We start from the raw sequence: 18803 nt of genomic DNA, 5'->3' as shown, positions 1-18803 counted from the left end.
TTATGCTCAGTGACAGGTGCCAGAACAATGCGGGCTTTCTGGAAATGATAGCGGAAATAATCTGTCTCAATCTTGCGTGCCGCGTCATTCACCGCAGCAAAAATCAACCCTGCATAGGCCTCAGTCAGGTCAGACCGGCAGGAGGATACATCAAGCACAGCAACAAGTTGCCCTGTATGATCGTGGATCGGGGCAACAGAGCAGGAAAGCCCAGCATTTCTTGCATGAAAATGCTGGTCACGGTGAATTGTCACTGCGCGTTGCTCGACAATACAGGTGCCAATGCCGTTGGTACCCTCACAGGCTTCACTCCAGACGGCACCCGTCCACAGTCCCCATTTATGAAATATCTTATCGTCCGCAACAGCCCCGCGCCGCTCCACCGGCACACCAGTACCGTCAGCCAGCAATACACAACAACCGATACCGCCAACCGACAGAAACAGACGATCCAGCACCGGTTGTGCCAGATGGGTCAGCGGCTCGACATATTCCTGCACTTCGCGCAATTTTTGAGCGGTGATAGTTTGGGGTTTGCCGGGATCCTGCGGTTTCAACCCGTGCAGACGAGCAGACCGCTGCCATGAGGCAACGAGAGCCGAGCGTGCTGCACCGCTGCCACGAATGGCAGAGTGAACCCGCTCCGCATGAGCGCTGAAGACTGACTGACCTGCCGCGGCGGATATTTCGCCTGACTGAATGCTCATTGCTGGCTCTCCTCCAGAGCTTCACTCAGTGTCTGCACAGAGAATGGTAGTCCAGATTTATGCTGCTGTGAAGAGCATGAGGATGAGACCCAAAGGAGGAGAAACTATGGCTGTAAAAACAAACACCGCAGCTTGATAAATCAGGCTGCGGTGTAAACTTAAACCAAAGCAAGAAGACCAGTTTTACGCCGCTTCCTCATGATAACCGGTTTCGGTTTTCATAAACTGATCCAGCGCCGCGATCTCGTTTGCTGTCATGACCAACCCGCGTTTGCTGCGTCGCCAGACAATATCTTCTGCGGTCAGTGCCCATTCCTGCACCATCATATAACGCACTTCAACTTCATAAAGATCGGCGCCAAAATGCTGACCGAGATCTTTATAATCCGCAGCATTGCCCAAAATCCACTGCGCGCGCGTACCATACATACGGAACAGACGTGCCGCATGAGACGGCGCCAGAAAAGGATAATGCGCAGCAAATTTCGCGCTCATCCGGCCAAAATCCTGCACCGGAAAGTCACCGCCCGGCAACGGCGCCTTATGTGTCCATGGCGCACCTTTTTTACCGAGAAAATGCTCAATCTTCTGCATCATGTGCTCGGATAAACGGCGATAGGTCGTGATTTTGCCGCCGAAAATATTAATCAGCGGTGCTTTATTCTCACCGGCATCATCCTTCAGCACATAATCGCGCGTGGCTTCCTGCGCCTTATCTGCACCGTCATCATAGAGCGGGCGGACACCGGAATAAGCCCAGACAATATCTTCGCGCTTTACCGGCTCGCGGAAATATTCACTGGCGGCAGAGCACAGATAATCGCTCTCGGCATCAGTGATTTCCACTTTCGCCGGATCACCGTGATAGTCCTGATCTGTGGTGCCGATCAGCGTAAAATCATTTTCATAAGGAATAGCAAAAATGATGCGCCCGTCATTATTCTGGAAGAAATAAGAACGATCGCCGTCGAATTTCTTACGCACCACAATATGGCTGCCCTGCACAAGACGCACATTATGCACCTCAGCCAGACCTTCCACACCGGCAAGTACGCGGTCAACCCACGGGCCTGCAGCATTCACCACGAGCTTTGATGTCACCTCACTGGTTTTGCCCGAGCGCAAATCCAGCAATGTCAGATGCCAGATATCAGCAGTGCGCCGTGCGGCAATGACTTTGGTGCGGGTGCGGATTGTTGCACCGCGCTCTTTGGCATCCATCGCATTGAGTGCCACAAAACGTGCATCATCAACCCATGCATCGGAATATTCAAAAGCCTTGGTGAACAGGTCTTTCAGCGGTGCCGCAGCCTTATCGGTTTTCATATTCAGGGTGCGGGTTGCAGGCAGCAATTTGCGCCCGCCAATATGGTCGTACAGGAACAATCCCAGACGCAACAGCCAAGCCGGACGCACACCGCCGCGATGATAAGGCAGAATGAAGCGCATTGGCTTGACCACATGCGGGGCATTAGCCCAGATCACTTCGCGCTCCATCAGGGCTTCACGCACCAGCCGGAATTCATAATGTTCCAGATAGCGCAACCCGCCATGAATAAGTTTGGTTGCACGGGAGGATGTACCGCTTGCCAGATCTTTCATTTCAGCCAGACCGGTGCGGAAACCACGCCCTGCAGCATCGCGGGCAATGCCGCAGCCATTAATACCGCCGCCAATAATGAAAATATCGTAGTCCGTATTTGCAACCACGTCGCAAGCTCCGCCGAAAATCATGTCAATTCAATACGTAACTGCTTGAAGCACGGTAAATTGACACGGCTGTGACACATGAAAAACGGCGCACCGGAATCGTCTTCAATCCGGCATCATCCGCAATATGAAAGCAATATAGTAAAAAACGAAACTAAATCGAGCTAAAAAACGAAACTTCACAAAAATAAGAACGCGCAAAAAACTTATGCAGTCGCGAGATAAAACCTGTCAGGTCTTAAAGTTTCAAAGCTTCAATCAACTGCACATCATGATCAGCGCAAATCTGACGCAAAGACGGTTCAATGCACTGATCGGTGATGAAAGTATCAATCTGCGATAAATGCCCCATCCGCACCGGTGCGCTGCGCTCCATCTTGGTGGAATCTGCTACCAGAATAATATGACGGGCATTGGCGATAATCGCCTGCGCAACCTTTACTTCGCGATAGTCAAAATCGAGCAATGCACCATCGGCATCAATCGCTGAAACGCCGATAATTGCATAATCCACTTTGAACTGACGGATGAAATCAACTGCCGCCTCACCGACAATACCACCGTCACTGGCGCGCACAACACCACCGGCAATAATGACTTCCAACCCTGAATAGACGCGTAAGCGACTGGCGACATTGATATTATTGGTAATCACCATCAACTGGCTATGCGACAGCAAATGTTGGCTCACCGCTTCTGTGGTGGTGCCGATATTGATGAAAAGCGATGCGCCTTCCGGTATCAATGCAGCTGCAGCCTGACCGATTGCCTGTTTTTCCGAGGCTGCGATTTGCCTGCGCGCTTCATATTCCAGATTCTCCACGCCGGAGGGAAACAAAGCGCCGCCATGGGTACGGGTCAGCAATTGCGCACGGCACAAATCATTGAGATCTTTACGGATTGTCTGCGGGCTAACCTGAAATTGTTCAGCCAGATCATCAACCAGCACCTGACCTTTCAGCTTAGCCTGTTCCAGAATGGCACGATGACGCGGAGAGTGCTGCATAAAAATCTGCCTGATTTTACCCATTAAACGGACAAAACGTGCCTGATGCGGATTTATCCTCCGCGCCCGCTCTGATTGTTTTTGAATGCGGTTTCAGGAAATCCGGCTTTCGCTTCTCCTGAAACAGCTTTGCATGTCAGGATAACTAATCAGTGGCTGAACACAAGCAGATCAACCTCATATTCAAATAAGTTTGTTTTGTATCAGCATAATTCCACAGACAATTCCTTTCAGACTGACAAAGCTGCTCTCTCAGATATGCCTGACTTACCCGCCACAGGTGTGTCAGCTGCTTTTGCTGTGACTTGCAAATATAAGGTCAATGCACTGACCAGATGGTAGAGGATTGAAGCCGGCACATGACCGGAGCAATGACTTCCGCTCTTATCAACGCGGTCAATCCACAAACCACGTTTTGCCGGATGCAAATGCCAGCGAAACAAAGTGGCGATGCGTGTTTCGATTTCCGGCTTCATATTCTGACCATTATAGCCATCGAGCATGATTGCGGCTTTGATCGCCTCACATTGCTGCCAGCTGCGGCTACTGCTATCCACCGGCCTGCCCTCACGCGACACCACATTATAGGCCAGACCTGTCGCCCGGTTGATCCCGCTGGAAATCGCATTGCTATACAAACGGTGCGCCATCCGCTGTGTGTTTTGGCAACCGGTGCGCTTGGCATAATCACTGAGCAACGCTGCCCATTCAAAAGCATGACCAGGTTCTGTGTGGTCACCCCGCGCATCTCGCACCCGCTGCCAGTTCGTAGTGAAATATTCTCCCAGACACCAATAATCACGATCAAAAAAATAATAGTCACACAGAGCTACAATCTCGGCTGCACGATGGAGAAACACAATATCTCCGCTCACCTCATGCCATGCCAGACAGGCTTCGAGATAATGCATATGCGCATTACTGCTGAGTATAGTCTGCGGATTAGAGCGGTCAGCAGATGTTTCGTAAAACCCGCCTTTAGGGTGTGCCAGTCGGGCATCCAGAAATGCAAAAGTCTCCTGCGCTAATTGCAGAGCCTGATTATGTCCCGTCTGATGAGCATAGCTCAGTGCAAGCAGCATACAGGTCTGATCGTAGAGATTTTCCTGACTTTCCGCCACACTGCCATCAGCATGAAATGACTGCACCCAGCCGCCATTGCGACTGCGCCCTTTTGCCTGCATGAAGAGCAGACCATGAGCAATCAGACCAGCAGCCTCCCCGCTCCATCCCGCCTGAGAACTTTTCGCAAAAGCATAAATCTGCCGTGCCATTGTCCGTGAACGGCGAAGGCCTGCAACCGGCAACCCCTGCATAGAAAGGCTTTCATAGAAACCGCCATGGTGATGATCGGCACCACGTACAGACCAGAGGGGCAGTGCCTGTTCAAATAACCAGTCCTGCACCTTTTGCCGGTGCGTACCCGACAGAGAAATGGGTGCTTCATAATATAATTCTGCACGATTTTGCTGCGTCAGCTGCCTGACAATGGCCTGCACATGCTGGCTCTGTGCCAGCGGAGCCACAAAGGTTGCATCCTTAGTGGCAATAACAGCCATATCATTCAGGCCGAACACTGCGAGCAATCCGCGTTCACTGCGGATATAACTGTTGTTGCAATCATGGGCGATCACGTCCCCACACAGCACATTGCCGCAACTATCCTGCGGTTGATGTTGGAGCAAAGAGTGCCATGAGCCGAGATCACTCCAGCGGAATGAAGCCGGTATCAGCACACGTCTGCCTGCTTTTTCCATAATCGCAAGATCGAAGGAAATCGCAGGCACAGACTGATACAGATATTCCGGTAATCTTATCGCATTATCGTCGCGCTCTGCCTTATCGAGTGCAGCCTGCACAGCCAGCCAGATATCCGGTGCATATTGCAGAAAGGCGTCCCGCATAATGCTTGCCCGAAACAGGAATATGCCGGAGTTCCAGAAGTAATTTCCCTGCCGGATAAAAGACAAGGCACTGTCATAATCCGGTTTCTCAGTAAATCGGCTGATAACATAGCCTGCGCCATGCGGTTCACAGGCCTGAATATAACCATAGCCGGTTTCCGGCCGTTCCGGCAAAAGCCCGAATGTAACAATCGCTCCTTGCGCAGCAGCAGGAACTCCCTGCGCTACGCTCTGCCAAAATTGCTCTGTAGTCGATATTTCATGATCTGCCGGACAAAGCAGGATCAAAGCATCATCACTGCCCGATAATGCAGACAGCGAGGCCAGTGCTGCAACAGCAGCGGTATTACGCGCCACTGGCTCTAAAATTGTCCCGATTTCCCCCACATCAGACATAGCAGAAATTATTTGTGCAATTTGCTCGGAATGAGCCTGTGCACCGATCACAGAAATTCTGTTCTCGGGAGCAAATTGCAGGCGCTTTAAAGTCGCGAGCAACAGACTCTCATCGCCGGACAGGTGATGAAATTGTTTCGGCTTGTCAATTCTGGAGAGCGGCCATAAACGTGAGCCACTGCCGCCGCACATCACAAAACTCAACAACGGCAAATTCGTATGATTAATTCCGTTGAACTTTCCGATTTCCCGATCAAATGCCATAGCCAACGCCCCCGCCCAAGCTATTCAAAAAACTTAAAAACCGCCCTCAAAATCGGGTAATTCCCCTGCCCCGAATTGTCTCAAAACATCATTGATTGCACGCAGCATGTCATTGCGCCTCTCAAGCGAGACCGGACTCTCGGCAACCACCACCAAATCCGGCTTGTTTGACGATGCACGGATCAATCCCCATGTGCCGTCAGCCACTGTGACACGCGCGCCATTGATCGTCAGAAGCTCCATAATCTTCTGCCCTGCGAATAAACCACCCGCCTCAAACAAATTGGCAAAATAGTCCTGTATCCGGCTAACCAGCCCGTATTTTTCAGTATCACAGCAAGGAATATTGAGCGTCGACGTTGCATAGCTGACCGGCAATTGCCGGTGGAGCGCGGCCAAGCTCTGATCCGGATTGGCAGCCAGCATTTCGCAAACCGCGATGGCGGTTGCCAGACCATCATCATAACCCAGTCCCAAAGGCTGGTTCAAAAACACATGGCCGGATTTTTCAAACGCCGCCAATGCGCGGCACTCCCCCATGTGGCGCTTAATATAGGAGTGTCCGGTTATCCAATATTCGACCGTTGCCTGATAAGCCTGCAATACCGGATCACTGCGAAACAATCCGCTCGATTTCACATCGACAATAAAATGCGCGGCTTTGTGCTTTTCTGAGAATTGCCGCGCCAATAGCAAGCCAATACGGTCAGCATAAATAATATTGCCCTCATGATCCGCCACACCGCAGCGGTCGCCATCACCATCAAAGCCGAAAGCCAGATCAGCTCCATAGGTCCTGACCGCCTCCGCCATTGCTTTTTGCATGGGAGCGGCTTCCGGATCAGGATTATAATGCGGAAAATTCCAGTCCGGCGCGCAGTCAACTTCCACAACATCACAACCAATCCGGCGCAGAATTTGCGGAGCGAACAGTCCCGCAGTGCCATTTCCGCAAGCAACAACAACTTTCAGATGGCGTTTTAAAAAGCGGCCTTTTGTTAAAGCTGCGGAATAAAGCTTTTCGATATTATTGACGGAATTATAGCTTCCGCCTTTAGCCGGCTCAGCCTGATGCTCCAGAATAATTGATTTAAGCTCAGCCATATCTGCCGGTCCGAATGTGTAAGGGCGTTCACAGCCCATTTTCACCCCTGTCCAGCCATTTTCATTGTGTGAGGCGGTCACCATCGCAACAGACGGCACATTCAGTGCAAATTGCGCGTAATAAGCCATAGGTGACAGTGCAAGCCCGATATCAAAGACCTGCATCCCGCCGGATATCAGGCCTTTGATAAGCGCTGTCTTAATCTCGAACGAATAGCTACGCAGATCATGGCCGACCACAATTGCCGGTTCAATACCGCGCTGCCGTATCATCTGCGCCAACCCTGCTCCAACAGCCACTATGCCTGCCAGATTAATCTCAGCGGGTTGTTCAGCACCCGCAAAGCCATACCACCAACGCGCGTCATATTCGCGAAAACCTTCCGGACGGATCAAAATTACCTCATCCGCCGGAGACTCACTTGTAAAATACTGAATGGACTGCTCTGTATTGATCGCGGTGGATTGCATTATTTGCTCCTGAAAAGAATCAAAGAACATGCATGACCTGAACGGATGTCATTCCGGACGGCTAAAACTCACTCAAAACTGTTTTGTATTCCTTCTTTGACCATAGGATCGGAAAATCATTTTTGCCAAGCGATATTTTGCAAAAACCGGACAAATCCAATAAATCTTAATCTGAAAATTTAGCCATTAAATAATTGATTATATTGATTTATTTATAAACTCATAATCAAGATCAATGCACATATTGCGTTGGAAAACCGGCCGTTTCCGTACAAAAATCAATTCTGACAACAGTGAAAATCAGACGCAAAAAGCTTATAAATTTCAATAATAAACAGTTGTTTTGATTTTTTTGCATAATTCGCTTGCAGGGAGCAAAATGCGGCGCTATAAGCCGCCTCACGGTCAACGGAGCGTAGCGCAGCCTGGTAGCGCACCTGATTTGGGATCAGGGGGTCGGAGGTTCGAATCCTCTCGCTCCGACCATCACACCTTAAGCGGTGTTTATAAATTTCCCTATAGAATTCAGTATTTTGAACGTGGATGATTTAATCATCGCACGTTATTTTTATATTTTAGCACCGGTACCGGCGACCACGTTTTTAACCAAAGGTTAACTACGCCAGCAAACATAGTCATTCAAAACCTGTTTGCACCACATTTTGCCGAAGTTTTTCACGTTATGATTTTCAGCATTATCACTTTGCTGTTTTGCGGATCATCTTTTTCGCAAGACGGAATGTTTCATTTCGCCCCAGAGATTGCCTGCCTGAAAGATCGCCTAAATGAAAAAATTCCTTCTTATTTTTGCTGTTTTTCTGGCTGGTTGCGCCTCTGCACCCAAATCAGTCAATAATGCCTGCGCGATTTTCGATCAGCGCGACGGCTGGGTGAATAACTGGCATAAAGATGCCAAAAAAGCCGAGCGCGATTTTGGCGTGCCGATCCCGATCATGATGGCGACGATCTACACAGAATCAAGCTTCCAGCCCTATGCGCGTCCGCCACGTACCAAGCTGCTCGGTTTCATTCCGTGGAAGCGACAGTCTTCCGCCTATGGCTATTCACAGGCGCTGGACGGCACATGGGCACGTTATACGCGTGAAACCGGCCGTTATGGTGCGAGCCGCACCAATTTTGGCGATGCGATCCATTTTGTCGGCTGGTATCACAAACAGAGCAATATCAGTAACGGCATCTCTCTGAGCGATCCGTATAATCTGTATCTGGCTTATTATTCCGGCCATGGCGGCTATGCAAAAGGCAGCTGGCGCGGCAATGCCATGGTGCAACGCGCCGCCAAAAAAGCCACCAATATTTCGCAGCGTTATGCAGCACAGCTTCGCAATTGCGGACGTATGTAACTAGAGTGCATCCAAGATAAACTGGAAATGCTTCTGATAGCTGAGCCGGTTCAGACCGGCCCGGCACCGCCATAAGCAATAAAGAACGGATTGGCATAGTCGCTGTCTGACGGTTGGTTGCGCTTGCCATAGGTCAGCGGCTGATCATCCAATGTCAGGGTCTTACCGCCTGCCGCACGCAATACCGCATCACCTGCTGCTGTATCCCATTCCATTGTCCGGCTGAAACGCGGATAGACATCAGCCTGACCGGCGGCCAGCAGACAGAATTTCAAAGATGAACCGACGCTCACACAGGATGCGATTGCCTGTTTCTGCAAATAAGCATCTGTTTCCGGTGTATTATGGGAGCGACTTGCGACAGCGGTTTTCTGCTCGCCGCATTCACGCACCTGCAGACGTATTGCACCAGTCAGAGCATGTGGCTGCACATCATATTGCCATGCACCGGACGGCGACCCGCAATAGAGCTTGCGGCTGACCGGTGCATAGACCACACCACTCACAGGAACCCCGTTTTCAATCAGCGCAATATTGACTGTAAAATCACCATTGCGCAGCACAAATTCTTTTGTGCCATCCAGCGGATCAACAAGGAAAAAACAATTACGAATCTCGAGAGGCCCGTCACCGGCAGCCATTTCTTCTTCAGCAACCACAGGTACATCGGGCAGATAAGCGCGCAAGGCTTTGAGAATAACCTCTTCGGCAACGTGATCGGCTTCGCTCACAGGAGATGCATCCGGTTTCAGACTGATCTCACAACCAGTCTCATAAAACCGCATAATCTCGTGACCGGCCTCAAGCGCTGCCTGCTGCATCACCGCCATGAGATCATCATTGGCCAGTGACGTCTTTTCAATGCTCATGCTAAATTCCTCACGCCCGTTCAGGGCGATATATAACATTTTCCCCATCGAAGAAACATGGATCTCTGAGCGTTAAATCGACCAGCCCTCATCGACCAGACTATGCATGAGACCACGCTGATTGAGATATTTCTCGATCTCATCAGCCAGATCATCCACACTGCCTGTCTGCCCGCGCAGGTGCAGTTCCGGCGCTTCCGGTCGTTCATAAGGGGCATCAATGCCGGTAAAGTCACGAATTTCACCGGCGCGGGCTTTGGCATAAAGCCCTTTCACATCTCTGGCCTCACAGAGTTCGAGCGGCGTATCGACAAAGATTTCGACAAAATCATGCTCACCGGCAAGATGACGCCCCAAAGCACGATCCTGCGCCAGCGGTGCAATCACCGACACCAGCACAATCAGCCCTGCATCCAGCATCAGTCGCGATGTTTCAGCAATACGGCGGATATTCTCACTGCGCTCCTCCGCTGAAAAGCCGAGATCGCTGTTGAGGCCATGACGCAGATTATCGCCGTCGAGAATGAATGTATGTTTGCCCGCCAGATGCAGACGTTGTTCCAACACTGTTGCCAGCGCCGACTTGCCGGAGCCGGACAGACCGGTAAACCACAACAGCGCCGGTTTTTGATATTTCTGTTCCGCCCGCTCCGCCGGTGTAACTTTTGCCGCCTGTACGTGAATATGCGAAGCCTTGCGCAGCGAATGATCGATCAAACCAGCGGCAACGGTAGCATTGGTCAGCCTGTCGATCAGAATGAAAGAACCGGTCGCGCGGTTTTGCCCGTAAGGATCAAAGGCCAGCGGCGCGGAAAGCTGCAACGCAACCTGCCCGATTTCATTCATCTGCAACTGGTCAGCCGGTTCCTGTGCGAATTGTTTTTCCGTGTTTTCAATATCAATCCGGTAATTGAGTGTATTGACGGTCACACTGACCTGATCGGTCTGACTACGCAGCCAATATTGCCGCCCTGCCCGCAATGGTTCCGGTGCAAACCAGACCAGCTTCGCCGCTAAGCGATCACTCACCTGCGGTCGCGATTGCGGATGCGTCAGCATATCGCCGCGGGAAATATCGCGCTCATCTTCCAGCACCAATGTCACTGCCTGTCCGGCATGAGCAGTTTCAAGCTCGCCATCTGCCGTCACAATATAACGGATTGCAGAACTCACACCGGAACGGGCAACCGTAATTTCATCGCCGACACTGACCTGCCCAGAGGCAATGGTGCCTGCAAAGCCACGAAAATCCGCATGGGGACGGCTGACATATTGCACCGGAAAACGAAAATCCTGTTCGGTATCCGCTTTACTGTCCGTTGCCACAGTCTCCAGCCATTCCAGCAGTGAAGGCCCCTGATACCAAGGCATATTCTCTGAAAATGTGCGAATATTATCGCCAAAGCGTGCCGATACCGGAATGGCCTGAACAGTGCTGAAGCCCAACCCTTGCGCAAAGGCCTCATAATCCTGCACAATCTGATTAAAAATCACCTCATCATAACCAATCAGGTCAATCTTGTTCACCGCCAGCACAATATGGCGAATGCCTAACAGCGAAGCGATAAAACTGTGACGGCGCGTCTGCTCCAGCAGTCCTTTGCGGGCATCAACCAGCACGATAGCGAGGTCGGCAGTGGAAGCCCCCGTCACCATATTACGCGTATATTGCAGATGCCCCGGCGTATCGGCCACGATAAAACGCCGCTTCGGCGTAGCAAAAAACCGGTAAGCCACATCAATGGTGATGCCCTGCTCACGCTCCGCCTCAAGCCCGTCCACCAGCAATGCAAAATCAATATCATCGCCTGCCGTGCCATGATTGCGGCTGTCCTGATGCAGTTGCGATATCTGATCTTCAAACAGGGTTTTGGCATCATAGAGCAGCCGCCCGATCAGGGTGGATTTACCGTCATCAACAGAGCCGCAGGTCAGAAACCGCAAATGCGATTTGTGCTCCTGCGCCTCCAGATAGTCCGTAATCACGGCATCTGAATGATCTGCACGGGTGATACTATCCGTCATCAGAAATATCCTTCCCGCTTTTTCTTTTCCATAGAACCGGCCTCATCGCGGTCGATCAGCCGCCCCTGCCGCTCCGATGTGCGCGTCAGCAGCATTTCTTCGAGAATTTGCGGCAGTGTTTGCGCCTGCGATTCAATCGCGGCAGTCAGCGGATAGCAGCCCAATGTGCGGAACCGCACCATACGGGTTTCAATCTTCTCACCCGCGCGCAATTGCAGCCGCTCATCATCGGCCAGAATGAGCATATTATCACGCTCGACAACCGGACGGGGTGCCGCAAAATACAGCGGCACGATCGGGATATTTTCCTGATGAATGTAATGCCAGATATCGGCTTCCGTCCAATTGGACAGCGGAAACACGCGGATCGACTCGCCTGTCTGGATGCGTGTATTGTAAATATTCCACATTTCAGGACGCTGATTTTTCGGATCCCAGCTATGGGTCGCATTGCGGAAGGAAAATACCCGTTCCTTGGCGCGGGACTTTTCCTCATCGCGCCGCGCACCGCCAAAGGCAGCATCAAATCCATATTTATCCAGTGCCTGACGCAGGGCTTGTGTCTTCATCACATCCGTATGCACGCTTGATCCGTGAATAAACGGATTGATACCGGCTTCCACGCCCTGCGCATTAATATGCACCCGAAGATCAAGCCTGTGCGCCTTGGCCTGAGCATCACGAAAGGCAATCATTTCTTTGAATTTCCATGTCGTATCAACATGGAGAAACGGAAATGGCGGCGGTGCCGGATAAAAAGCCTTGCGTGCCAGATGCAACATTACGGATGAATCTTTGCCGACAGAATAAAGCATCACCGGCTTTGTAAAACTTGCCGCGACTTCGCGGAAAATATGGATAGCCTCGGCCTCCAGTCTTAGCAGATGGGTCAGCGGCGCGACAGACCGGCCGGACTGTCGACCAACCTGACTATCCGGGGTAAGCGGCACAAGATCCGCTACATGCAGTGCAAGGCTCATACTCAATTCCGTATTTTGTCCGGCCTTCATTTCACTCAGAGAAACGCTGTTCCGGCGATGAAACATGCGCATCATCATGCCGAAAGACCGCACAAGTGAGAAAGGATGATATCTTTAAGTTTGCCGGCGAATGTCATTTTCATTGCGCGGGAGAAGCCAGACATGGAATGCCTTTCTCCGATAACCGCAAACGTGATTTTCCGCAGCTTTCGCCGAGCTTTTGTCTTGCGCACCATCTGCCGCTCAGCATAACCTGCCGACCGGAGAGCAGACGGGGATGATTTATGGAAAAGACAGCTTGTGTGATTGCCGGAGCCGGTGTGGTTGGTCTGGCCATTGCCCGCGAAATGGCAATGCGCGGTTTTGAAACTCTGGTGCTTGAAGCCGAACATATGATCGGCACGCAAACCTCGTCGCGTAATTCCGAAGTCATCCATGCAGGCATTTATTACGAGCCGGATAGTCTGAAAGCCCGCTTTTGCGTTGAAGGTAAAGAAAGGCTCTATGCCTATGTGCAAGCACAGGGCATTCCGCATAAACGCTGCGGCAAGCTGATTGTCGCCACGTCTGAAGCTCAGCATAGTGCGCTGGACAAAATCGTGGCACGTGCCGAAGCCTGCGGCGTGCATGATCTGCAACGGCTGAGTGCGGCAGAAGCACAGGCGCTGGAATCCTCCATCCGCTGTACTGCCGCTTTATTCTCCCCCTCCACCGGCATTATCGACAGTCATGCTCTGATGCTGAGCCTGCAGGGCGATGCGGAAAATCATGGAGCAGCTATTGCCTTCAACACCGAAATCCTGCGTGTTGAGCAGATTGACGGCGGCTTCTCTATTACCACCCGCGACCGTGAAAGCAGTGAAGAATTCACGCTGGAAGCCGAGCGCTTCATCAATGCTGCCGGTCTTGGTGCACAGGCGATAGCCGCAACCATAGACGGGCTGGCACCGGAACATATTCCGGCATTGCATCTTGCCAAAGGCAATTATTTCTCAGCATCCGGCAAAAACCCCTTCTCGCATTTGATTTATCCGGTGCCGGTAGACGGGGGCTTAGGTGTACATCTGACACTAGATCTCAATGGGCAAATGCGCTTCGGCCCTGATGTGGAATGGCTGGAGCAGGTCGCCCCGCAGACAGGTCTTGATTATTCGGTTGATCCGCAACGTGGTGACAGTTTCTATGCTGCGATCCGCCAATATTGGCCGGAACTGCCGGACGGTGTTTTACAGGCGACCTATAGCGGCATCCGCCCGAAACTGAGCGGCAGCGGCGAAACGGCAGCGGATTTCCGCATTTCCGGCAGTGACGACCACGGTATAACAGGGCTTATCAACCTGTTCGGCATTGAAAGTCCGGGGCTGACCTCCAGCCTTGCCATTGCCGCTCATATCAGCACATTGGTAAAATAAAAGGCACAAATACCGGAACGATATTTGTGCCTGAAGTCGCAATTTTCAGCGTGAATATTACTCAGGGATATAATTCAATATCGGGCCAAGCCAGCGTTCTACATCCGCAACCGGCATATTCTTACGATTTGCATAATCCTCCACCTGATCGCGCTCGACCTTGGCTACACCGAAATAATAGCTGTCCGGATGCGAGAGATAGAGACCGGAAACTGAAGAACCCGGCCACATCGCATAGCTTTCCGTCAGTTCCACACCTGTGGTTGCCGTGGCATCGAGCAGACGGAACAAAGTCGTCTTTTCCGTATGATCAGGCTGCGCCGGATAGCCCGGTGCCGGACGGATACCCGCATAAGGCTCACCCACCAGCTGATCCGGCGTGAAAGTCTCATCCTTCGCATAGCCCCAGAATTCTTTACGCACCCGTTCATGCATGGCTTCCGCAAAAGCTTCCGCAAAACGATCTGCCAGTGCTTTAACGAGAATGGAGGAATAATCATCATTGGCGCGTTCAAAACGCTCTGCAATCGCCACTTCCTCAATACCGGCAGTGACAACAAAACCGCCGATATAATCCGCCTTGCCGCTATCCTTTGGCGCCATGAAATCCGACAGTGCCACATTCGGACGACCATCGCGCTTCGATAGCTGCTGACGCAGCGTGTAGAATGTATCCGTATGCTCGTGACGACTGTCATCCTTATAAAGATGAATATCATCACCCACCACATTGGCAGGCCAGAAGCCGATCACGGCTCGCGGTGCAAACCATTTCTCGTCGATGACCTTTTTCAGCATAGCCTGCGCATCTTCATATAGCTGACGCGCGGCAGGGCCTTGTTTTTCATCATCAAGAATTGCGGGGAAGCGGCCTTTCAGCTCCCATGTCTGGAAAAACGGCGTCCAGTCAATATAGCGTGCCAGTTCTGCCAGATCATAGGTTTCAAAGACTTTGGTACCGAGGAAAGACGGCTTCGGCGGGGTATAATTTTCCCAGTCCAGCTTTTCGCTATTTTCGCGGGCGCGCGCCAGCGGCAGACGCTTCTTCTCCGCTTCACTACGCTCATGAGCGGCTGTCACCTTGGCGTATTCCGCGCGGATATCGGCAACATAGCCGTCTTTCTGCTCCGGCGACAAAAGCTGCGATACAACACCAACGGCACGGCTGGCATCCAGCACATAGACCGTCTGGCCACGCTGATATTTTGGATGAATTTTCACCGCCGTATGCACACGGCTGGTCGTAGCGCCGCCAATCAGCAATGGCAGGTCAAAGCCCTCGCGCTCCATCTCTGCGGCCACATGCACCATTTCATCCAGCGACGGTGTGATAAGACCGGACAGACCGATAATGTCCACCTTCTCGTCTTTTGCCACCTGCAGGATTTTCGCGGCTGGCACCATCACACCGAGATCGATGATTTCATAATTGTTACAGGCCAGCACAACACCGACAATGTTCTTGCCGATATCATGCACGTCGCCCTTCACAGTGGCCATCAGGATTTTACCGGCACTCTGGCGGGTTTCACCACCATTCTGTGCCTTTTCTTCTTCCATATAAGGCAGCAGGACTGCCACGGCCTGTTTCATCACACGAGCGGATTTCACCACCTGCGGCAGGAACATTTTACCCGAGCCGAACAGGTCCCCCACCACATTCATACCGGCCATCAACGGGCCTTCAATCACATGCAGCGGACGCTCGGCGCTCTGGCGGGCTTCTTCCGTATCAGCCTCAATATATTCGGTAATACCGTTGACCAGCGCATGTTCAATACGCTTCTCAACGCTCCATTCGCGCCAACTTAAGTCTTTCTCTTTGGCTTCTTTACCGGCAGTGCCGCGAAAACGCTCGGCAATTTCCAATAGGCGTTCGGTCGCATCCTCACGACGGTTCAGCACCACATCTTCGCAGGCTTCACGCAATTCCGGATCAATGGATTCGTAAACCGCCAGCTGACCGGCATTGACGATCCCCATATCCATGCCGACCTGAATGGCATGATAGAGAAACACCGCATGCATCGCCTCGCGCACCGGCTCATTACCGCGAAACGAGAAAGACAGGTTGGACACACCACCGGAAATATGCACATGCGGCAGGGTTTCAATGATTTCCTTGGTCGCATCAATGAAATCATTACCGTAATTATTATGCTCTTCGATCCCTGTCGCCACGGCAAACACATTCGGATCAAAGATGATATCTTCCGGCGGAAAACCGACCTGCTCGGTCAGAATTTTATAGGCGCGGGTACAAATCTCGACCTTACGCTGCTTAGTATCCGCTTGACCGGTCTCGTCAAAAGCCATCACCACCACGGCGGCACCATAGGCACGCACCAGTTTAGCGTGATGGATAAAGGCTTCTTCACCTTCTTTCAGGGAGATAGAATTGACCAGCGGCTTGCCCTGCACACATTTCAGACCGGCCTCGATCACATCCCATTTGGAACTGTCAATCATCACCGGTACACGGGCAATATCCGGCTCGGCAGCGACCAGATTGAGATAATCAACCATCACCTTCTGGCTGTCGATCAGGCCTTCATCCATATTGATGTCGATGATCTGCGCACCATTATTTACCTGATCGCGGGCAACATCGAGCGCCGTGGTGTAATCACCGGCAGTAATCAGTTTTTTGAACTTGGCGGAACCGGTGACATTGGTACGCTCACCAACATTCACAAACGGAATATCCTTGGTCAGCGTAAACGGTTCAAGACCGCTCAGACGCATCAGTGGTGCCAGTTTCACCGGCTTACGTGGCTCGTATTTGCCTGTGGCTTCAGCAATCGCGGTAATATGCTCCGGCGTAGAACCGCAGCAGCCGCCCACCACATTGACCAGACCTTCACGCGCAAAACTCTCCATCTGCGCGGCCATCACTTCCGGTGTCTCATCATAACGGCCGAACTCATTCGGCAGACCGGCATTCGGATAGGCGCAAACAAAAGTATCTGCCACACCTGAAAGCTCTGCCAAGTGCGCACGCATCGCATTGGCACCCAGCGCACAGTTCAGACCAATGGTGAACGGACGCGCATGGCGCAGCGAATACCAGAAAGCTGTCGGCGTCTGGCCGGACAATGTGCGGCCGGAAAGATCGGTAATTGTACCGGAAATCATCAGCGGCAGACGGATGCCTTTTTCGGCAAAAACCTGCTCACAGGCAAAGACCGCAGCCTTAGCATTAAGCGTATCAAAAATGGTTTCGATCAGAATAATATCCGAACCGCCATCGACCAGACCATTGATCTGCTCGGCATAGGCAATGCGCAGATCATCAAATGTCACAGCGCGGAAGCCCGGATTATTCACATCCGGCGACAGGGAAGCCGTACGGTTTGTCGGCCCCAAAGCTCCGGCGACAAAACGGCGACGACCATCCTTGGCTTGCGCACGCAGAGCGGCACGGCGGGCTAGTCGTGCACCATCGCGGTTCAGATCATAAACCGCCTCTTCCATGCTGTAATCGGCCTGTGCGATAGAGGTGGAAGAGAATGTGTTGGTTTCGAGAATATCCGCACCGGCCATCGCATAGGCATAATGAATTTCTTCAATTGCCTGTGGCTGGGTCAGTGTCAGCAGGTCGTTATTGCCCTGCAAATGACACTCACAAGCGGCGAAGCGCTCACCACGGAAATGCTCTTCATGGAAACCCAGCCCCTGAATTTGTGTACCCATCGCGCCATCAAGAATGAGGATGCGTTCACGGGCAGCTTTCTGCAAAGCGGCAAGCACTTCCGAACCATCCGGCTTTGCAGCGACGGGGCCAAACAGATCATCCAGTGAAGTGCTCATTATATTTCCTGCCTGTTACGCAAATAGTTTTGAGTTGATGACATAAACATATCTTTATGTCAAATGCGCAATCCTTCCATTCCTGCTTCCTCCCGCTCACCGAACGCGCCATTGCCGTTATGATTTGTGAAATCACCGGCATAAATTCGCCGCAGTTTTTCCGTGGCTTCAGCGTATATTGGAAAAAGCAAATTCCGGTTTGTATCGCGGGAATAATTACAGTCATGCAGCGTTCATCTCTCAGAGAGTACCATGCCCGATGCGCCGGATAAGCATATGTCATGAAACGCTGACAGAAGATTATTGAGTGCGCCTTCATTGAGGAGAAACAGAAATGAGAAAACTGCTTTCTTATTTTACTGCGGCGCTGACAGCGCTGACTATGAGTATTTTGTCTTTCGGCACCGTAGCGCAAGCGCAGCCGGTTGCTGCCGCTCATAGTGCTGTGCTGCAGGATATGACCGCAGCAAAACAAGGCCTGAGCCGGAATGTTCAATATTATCCGGAACGCCGCGAATATCGTGAAAGACGGCATTATGACCGCCGTTACGACCGTCGCTATGATCGTCGTTACGATCGCCGCTATGACCGGCCGCGCCACTGGAACCGTCCGCACTACCGGCCGTATTACAGACCTTATTATCAGCCGCAGTTCCGTTATTACCGCCCGGCACCACCACGCTATTACCGTCCGGCACCGGTTTACCGCTCCGGGCGTAATGCCCATATCAACTGGTGCTATAACCGCTACCGGTCTTACCGTGCGTCCGACAATACATTT

At 51.8% G+C, this 18803-nt stretch carries 12 protein-coding genes and 1 tRNA gene; 4 read left to right on the top strand and 9 right to left on the bottom strand.

The genetic code is table 11. From position 1 onward, the window contains the following. The 5 genes from A918_RS19985 to A918_RS19975 all read right to left on the bottom strand — a co-directional run. Window positions 1-707: GAF domain-containing protein (locus A918_RS19985; RefSeq protein WP_022710744.1), on the bottom strand; the 707-nt coding region annotated here is incomplete at its 3' end. A 183-nt stretch (window positions 708-890) separates the two neighbouring features. Further along, on the bottom strand, window positions 891-2417 hold the full coding sequence (gene glpD, locus A918_RS0108975; protein ID WP_022710743.1) for a glycerol-3-phosphate dehydrogenase: 1527 nt from the start codon (window positions 2415-2417) through the stop codon (window positions 891-893). Window positions 2418-2655: 238 nt separating this feature from the next. Next, window positions 2656-3423, bottom strand: coding sequence for a DeoR/GlpR family DNA-binding transcription regulator (locus A918_RS0108970; RefSeq protein WP_028233589.1), 768 nt, complete (start codon window positions 3421-3423; stop codon window positions 2656-2658). A 230-nt stretch (window positions 3424-3653) separates the two neighbouring features. After that, the gene (locus tag A918_RS19980) at window positions 3654-5987 is read right to left on the bottom strand and encodes an AGE family epimerase/isomerase (RefSeq protein ID WP_022710741.1); all 2334 of its coding nucleotides are present in this window, start codon (window positions 5985-5987) and stop codon (window positions 3654-3656) included. A 33-nt stretch (window positions 5988-6020) separates the two neighbouring features. Next, complete coding sequence (locus tag A918_RS19975; protein ID WP_022710740.1) at window positions 6021-7562, bottom strand: phosphomannomutase/phosphoglucomutase; 1542 nt, start codon at window positions 7560-7562, stop codon at window positions 6021-6023. A gap of 409 nt (window positions 7563-7971) precedes the next feature. On the opposite strand from A918_RS19975, the gene A918_RS0108950 reads away from it, so the two are divergent. Next, a tRNA-Pro gene (locus A918_RS0108950) sits at window positions 7972-8048 on the top strand. A gap of 299 nt (window positions 8049-8347) precedes the next feature. Further along, entirely contained in the window at window positions 8348-8926 is a 579-nt protein-coding gene (locus tag A918_RS0108945; RefSeq protein WP_022710739.1) for a membrane protein, read from the top strand. Between the two features lie 50 nt (window positions 8927-8976). On the opposite strand, the gene cysQ is transcribed toward A918_RS0108945, so the two are convergent. The 3 genes from cysQ to cysD all read right to left on the bottom strand — a co-directional run bounded on the left by cysQ (window position 8977) and on the right by cysD (window position 12800). Next, window positions 8977-9795, bottom strand: coding sequence for a 3'(2'),5'-bisphosphate nucleotidase CysQ (gene cysQ / locus A918_RS0108940; RefSeq protein ID WP_022710738.1), 819 nt, complete (start codon window positions 9793-9795; stop codon window positions 8977-8979). A 72-nt stretch (window positions 9796-9867) separates the two neighbouring features. Beyond that, window positions 9868-11820 carry a sulfate adenylyltransferase subunit CysN gene (gene cysN / locus A918_RS0108935; protein ID WP_022710737.1) on the bottom strand — a complete coding sequence of 651 codons (1953 nt, stop codon included), beginning with the start codon at window positions 11818-11820 and terminating at the stop codon, window positions 9868-9870. Then, window positions 11820-12800 (bottom strand): sulfate adenylyltransferase subunit CysD, encoded by a 981-nt coding sequence (gene cysD / locus A918_RS0108930; RefSeq protein ID WP_084664729.1) that lies wholly within the window; start codon window positions 12798-12800, stop codon window positions 11820-11822. Before cysD ends, cysN begins: the two co-directional genes overlap by 1 nt. Window positions 12801-13084: 284 nt before the next feature. Between cysD and A918_RS0108920 the strand changes: the two genes are divergently transcribed. After that, window positions 13085-14212 (top strand): NAD(P)/FAD-dependent oxidoreductase, encoded by a 1128-nt coding sequence (locus A918_RS0108920; RefSeq protein WP_022710734.1) that lies wholly within the window; start codon window positions 13085-13087, stop codon window positions 14210-14212. A gap of 57 nt (window positions 14213-14269) precedes the next feature. On the opposite strand, the gene metH is transcribed toward A918_RS0108920, so the two are convergent. Continuing rightward, the gene (gene metH / locus A918_RS0108915) at window positions 14270-18022 is read right to left on the bottom strand and encodes a methionine synthase (RefSeq protein WP_028233585.1); all 3753 of its coding nucleotides are present in this window, start codon (window positions 18020-18022) and stop codon (window positions 14270-14272) included. A 334-nt stretch (window positions 18023-18356) separates the two neighbouring features. On the opposite strand from metH, the gene A918_RS21790 reads away from it, so the two are divergent. After that, window positions 18357-18803: hypothetical protein (locus A918_RS21790; RefSeq protein ID WP_022710732.1), on the top strand; the 447-nt coding region annotated here is incomplete at its 3' end.

It is taken from the genome of Pseudochrobactrum sp. AO18b, assembly GCF_000409565.1.
GTDB classification, from domain to species: domain Bacteria; phylum Pseudomonadota; class Alphaproteobacteria; order Rhizobiales; family Rhizobiaceae; genus Pseudochrobactrum; species Pseudochrobactrum saccharolyticum.
Note: the sequence above shows the minus strand (reverse complement) of the source record. Positions and strands in the feature narration are given on the sequence as shown.

Excerpts from the sequence above, each read along its gene's own strand:
- A918_RS0108970 (WP_028233589.1), bottom strand. The coding sequence starts at position 3,423 with ATGCAGCACTCTCCGCGTCATCGTGCCATTCTGGAACAGGCTAAGCTG.
- A918_RS19980 (WP_022710741.1), bottom strand. The coding sequence starts at position 5,987 with ATGGCATTTGATCGGGAAATCGGAAAGTTCAACGGAATTAATCATACG.
- A918_RS19975 (WP_022710740.1), bottom strand. The coding sequence starts at position 7,562 with ATGCAATCCACCGCGATCAATACAGAGCAGTCCATTCAGTATTTTACA.
- A918_RS0108945 (WP_022710739.1), top strand. The coding sequence starts at position 8,348 with ATGAAAAAATTCCTTCTTATTTTTGCTGTTTTTCTGGCTGGTTGCGCC.
- cysQ (WP_022710738.1), bottom strand. The coding sequence starts at position 9,795 with ATGAGCATTGAAAAGACGTCACTGGCCAATGATGATCTCATGGCGGTG.
- cysN (WP_022710737.1), bottom strand. The coding sequence starts at position 11,820 with ATGACGGATAGTATCACCCGTGCAGATCATTCAGATGCCGTGATTACG.
- cysD (WP_084664729.1), bottom strand. The coding sequence starts at position 12,800 with ATGAGCCTTGCACTGCATGTAGCGGATCTTGTGCCGCTTACCCCGGAT.
- A918_RS0108920 (WP_022710734.1), top strand. The coding sequence starts at position 13,085 with ATGGAAAAGACAGCTTGTGTGATTGCCGGAGCCGGTGTGGTTGGTCTG.
- metH (WP_028233585.1), bottom strand. The coding sequence starts at position 18,022 with ATGAGCACTTCACTGGATGATCTGTTTGGCCCCGTCGCTGCAAAGCCG.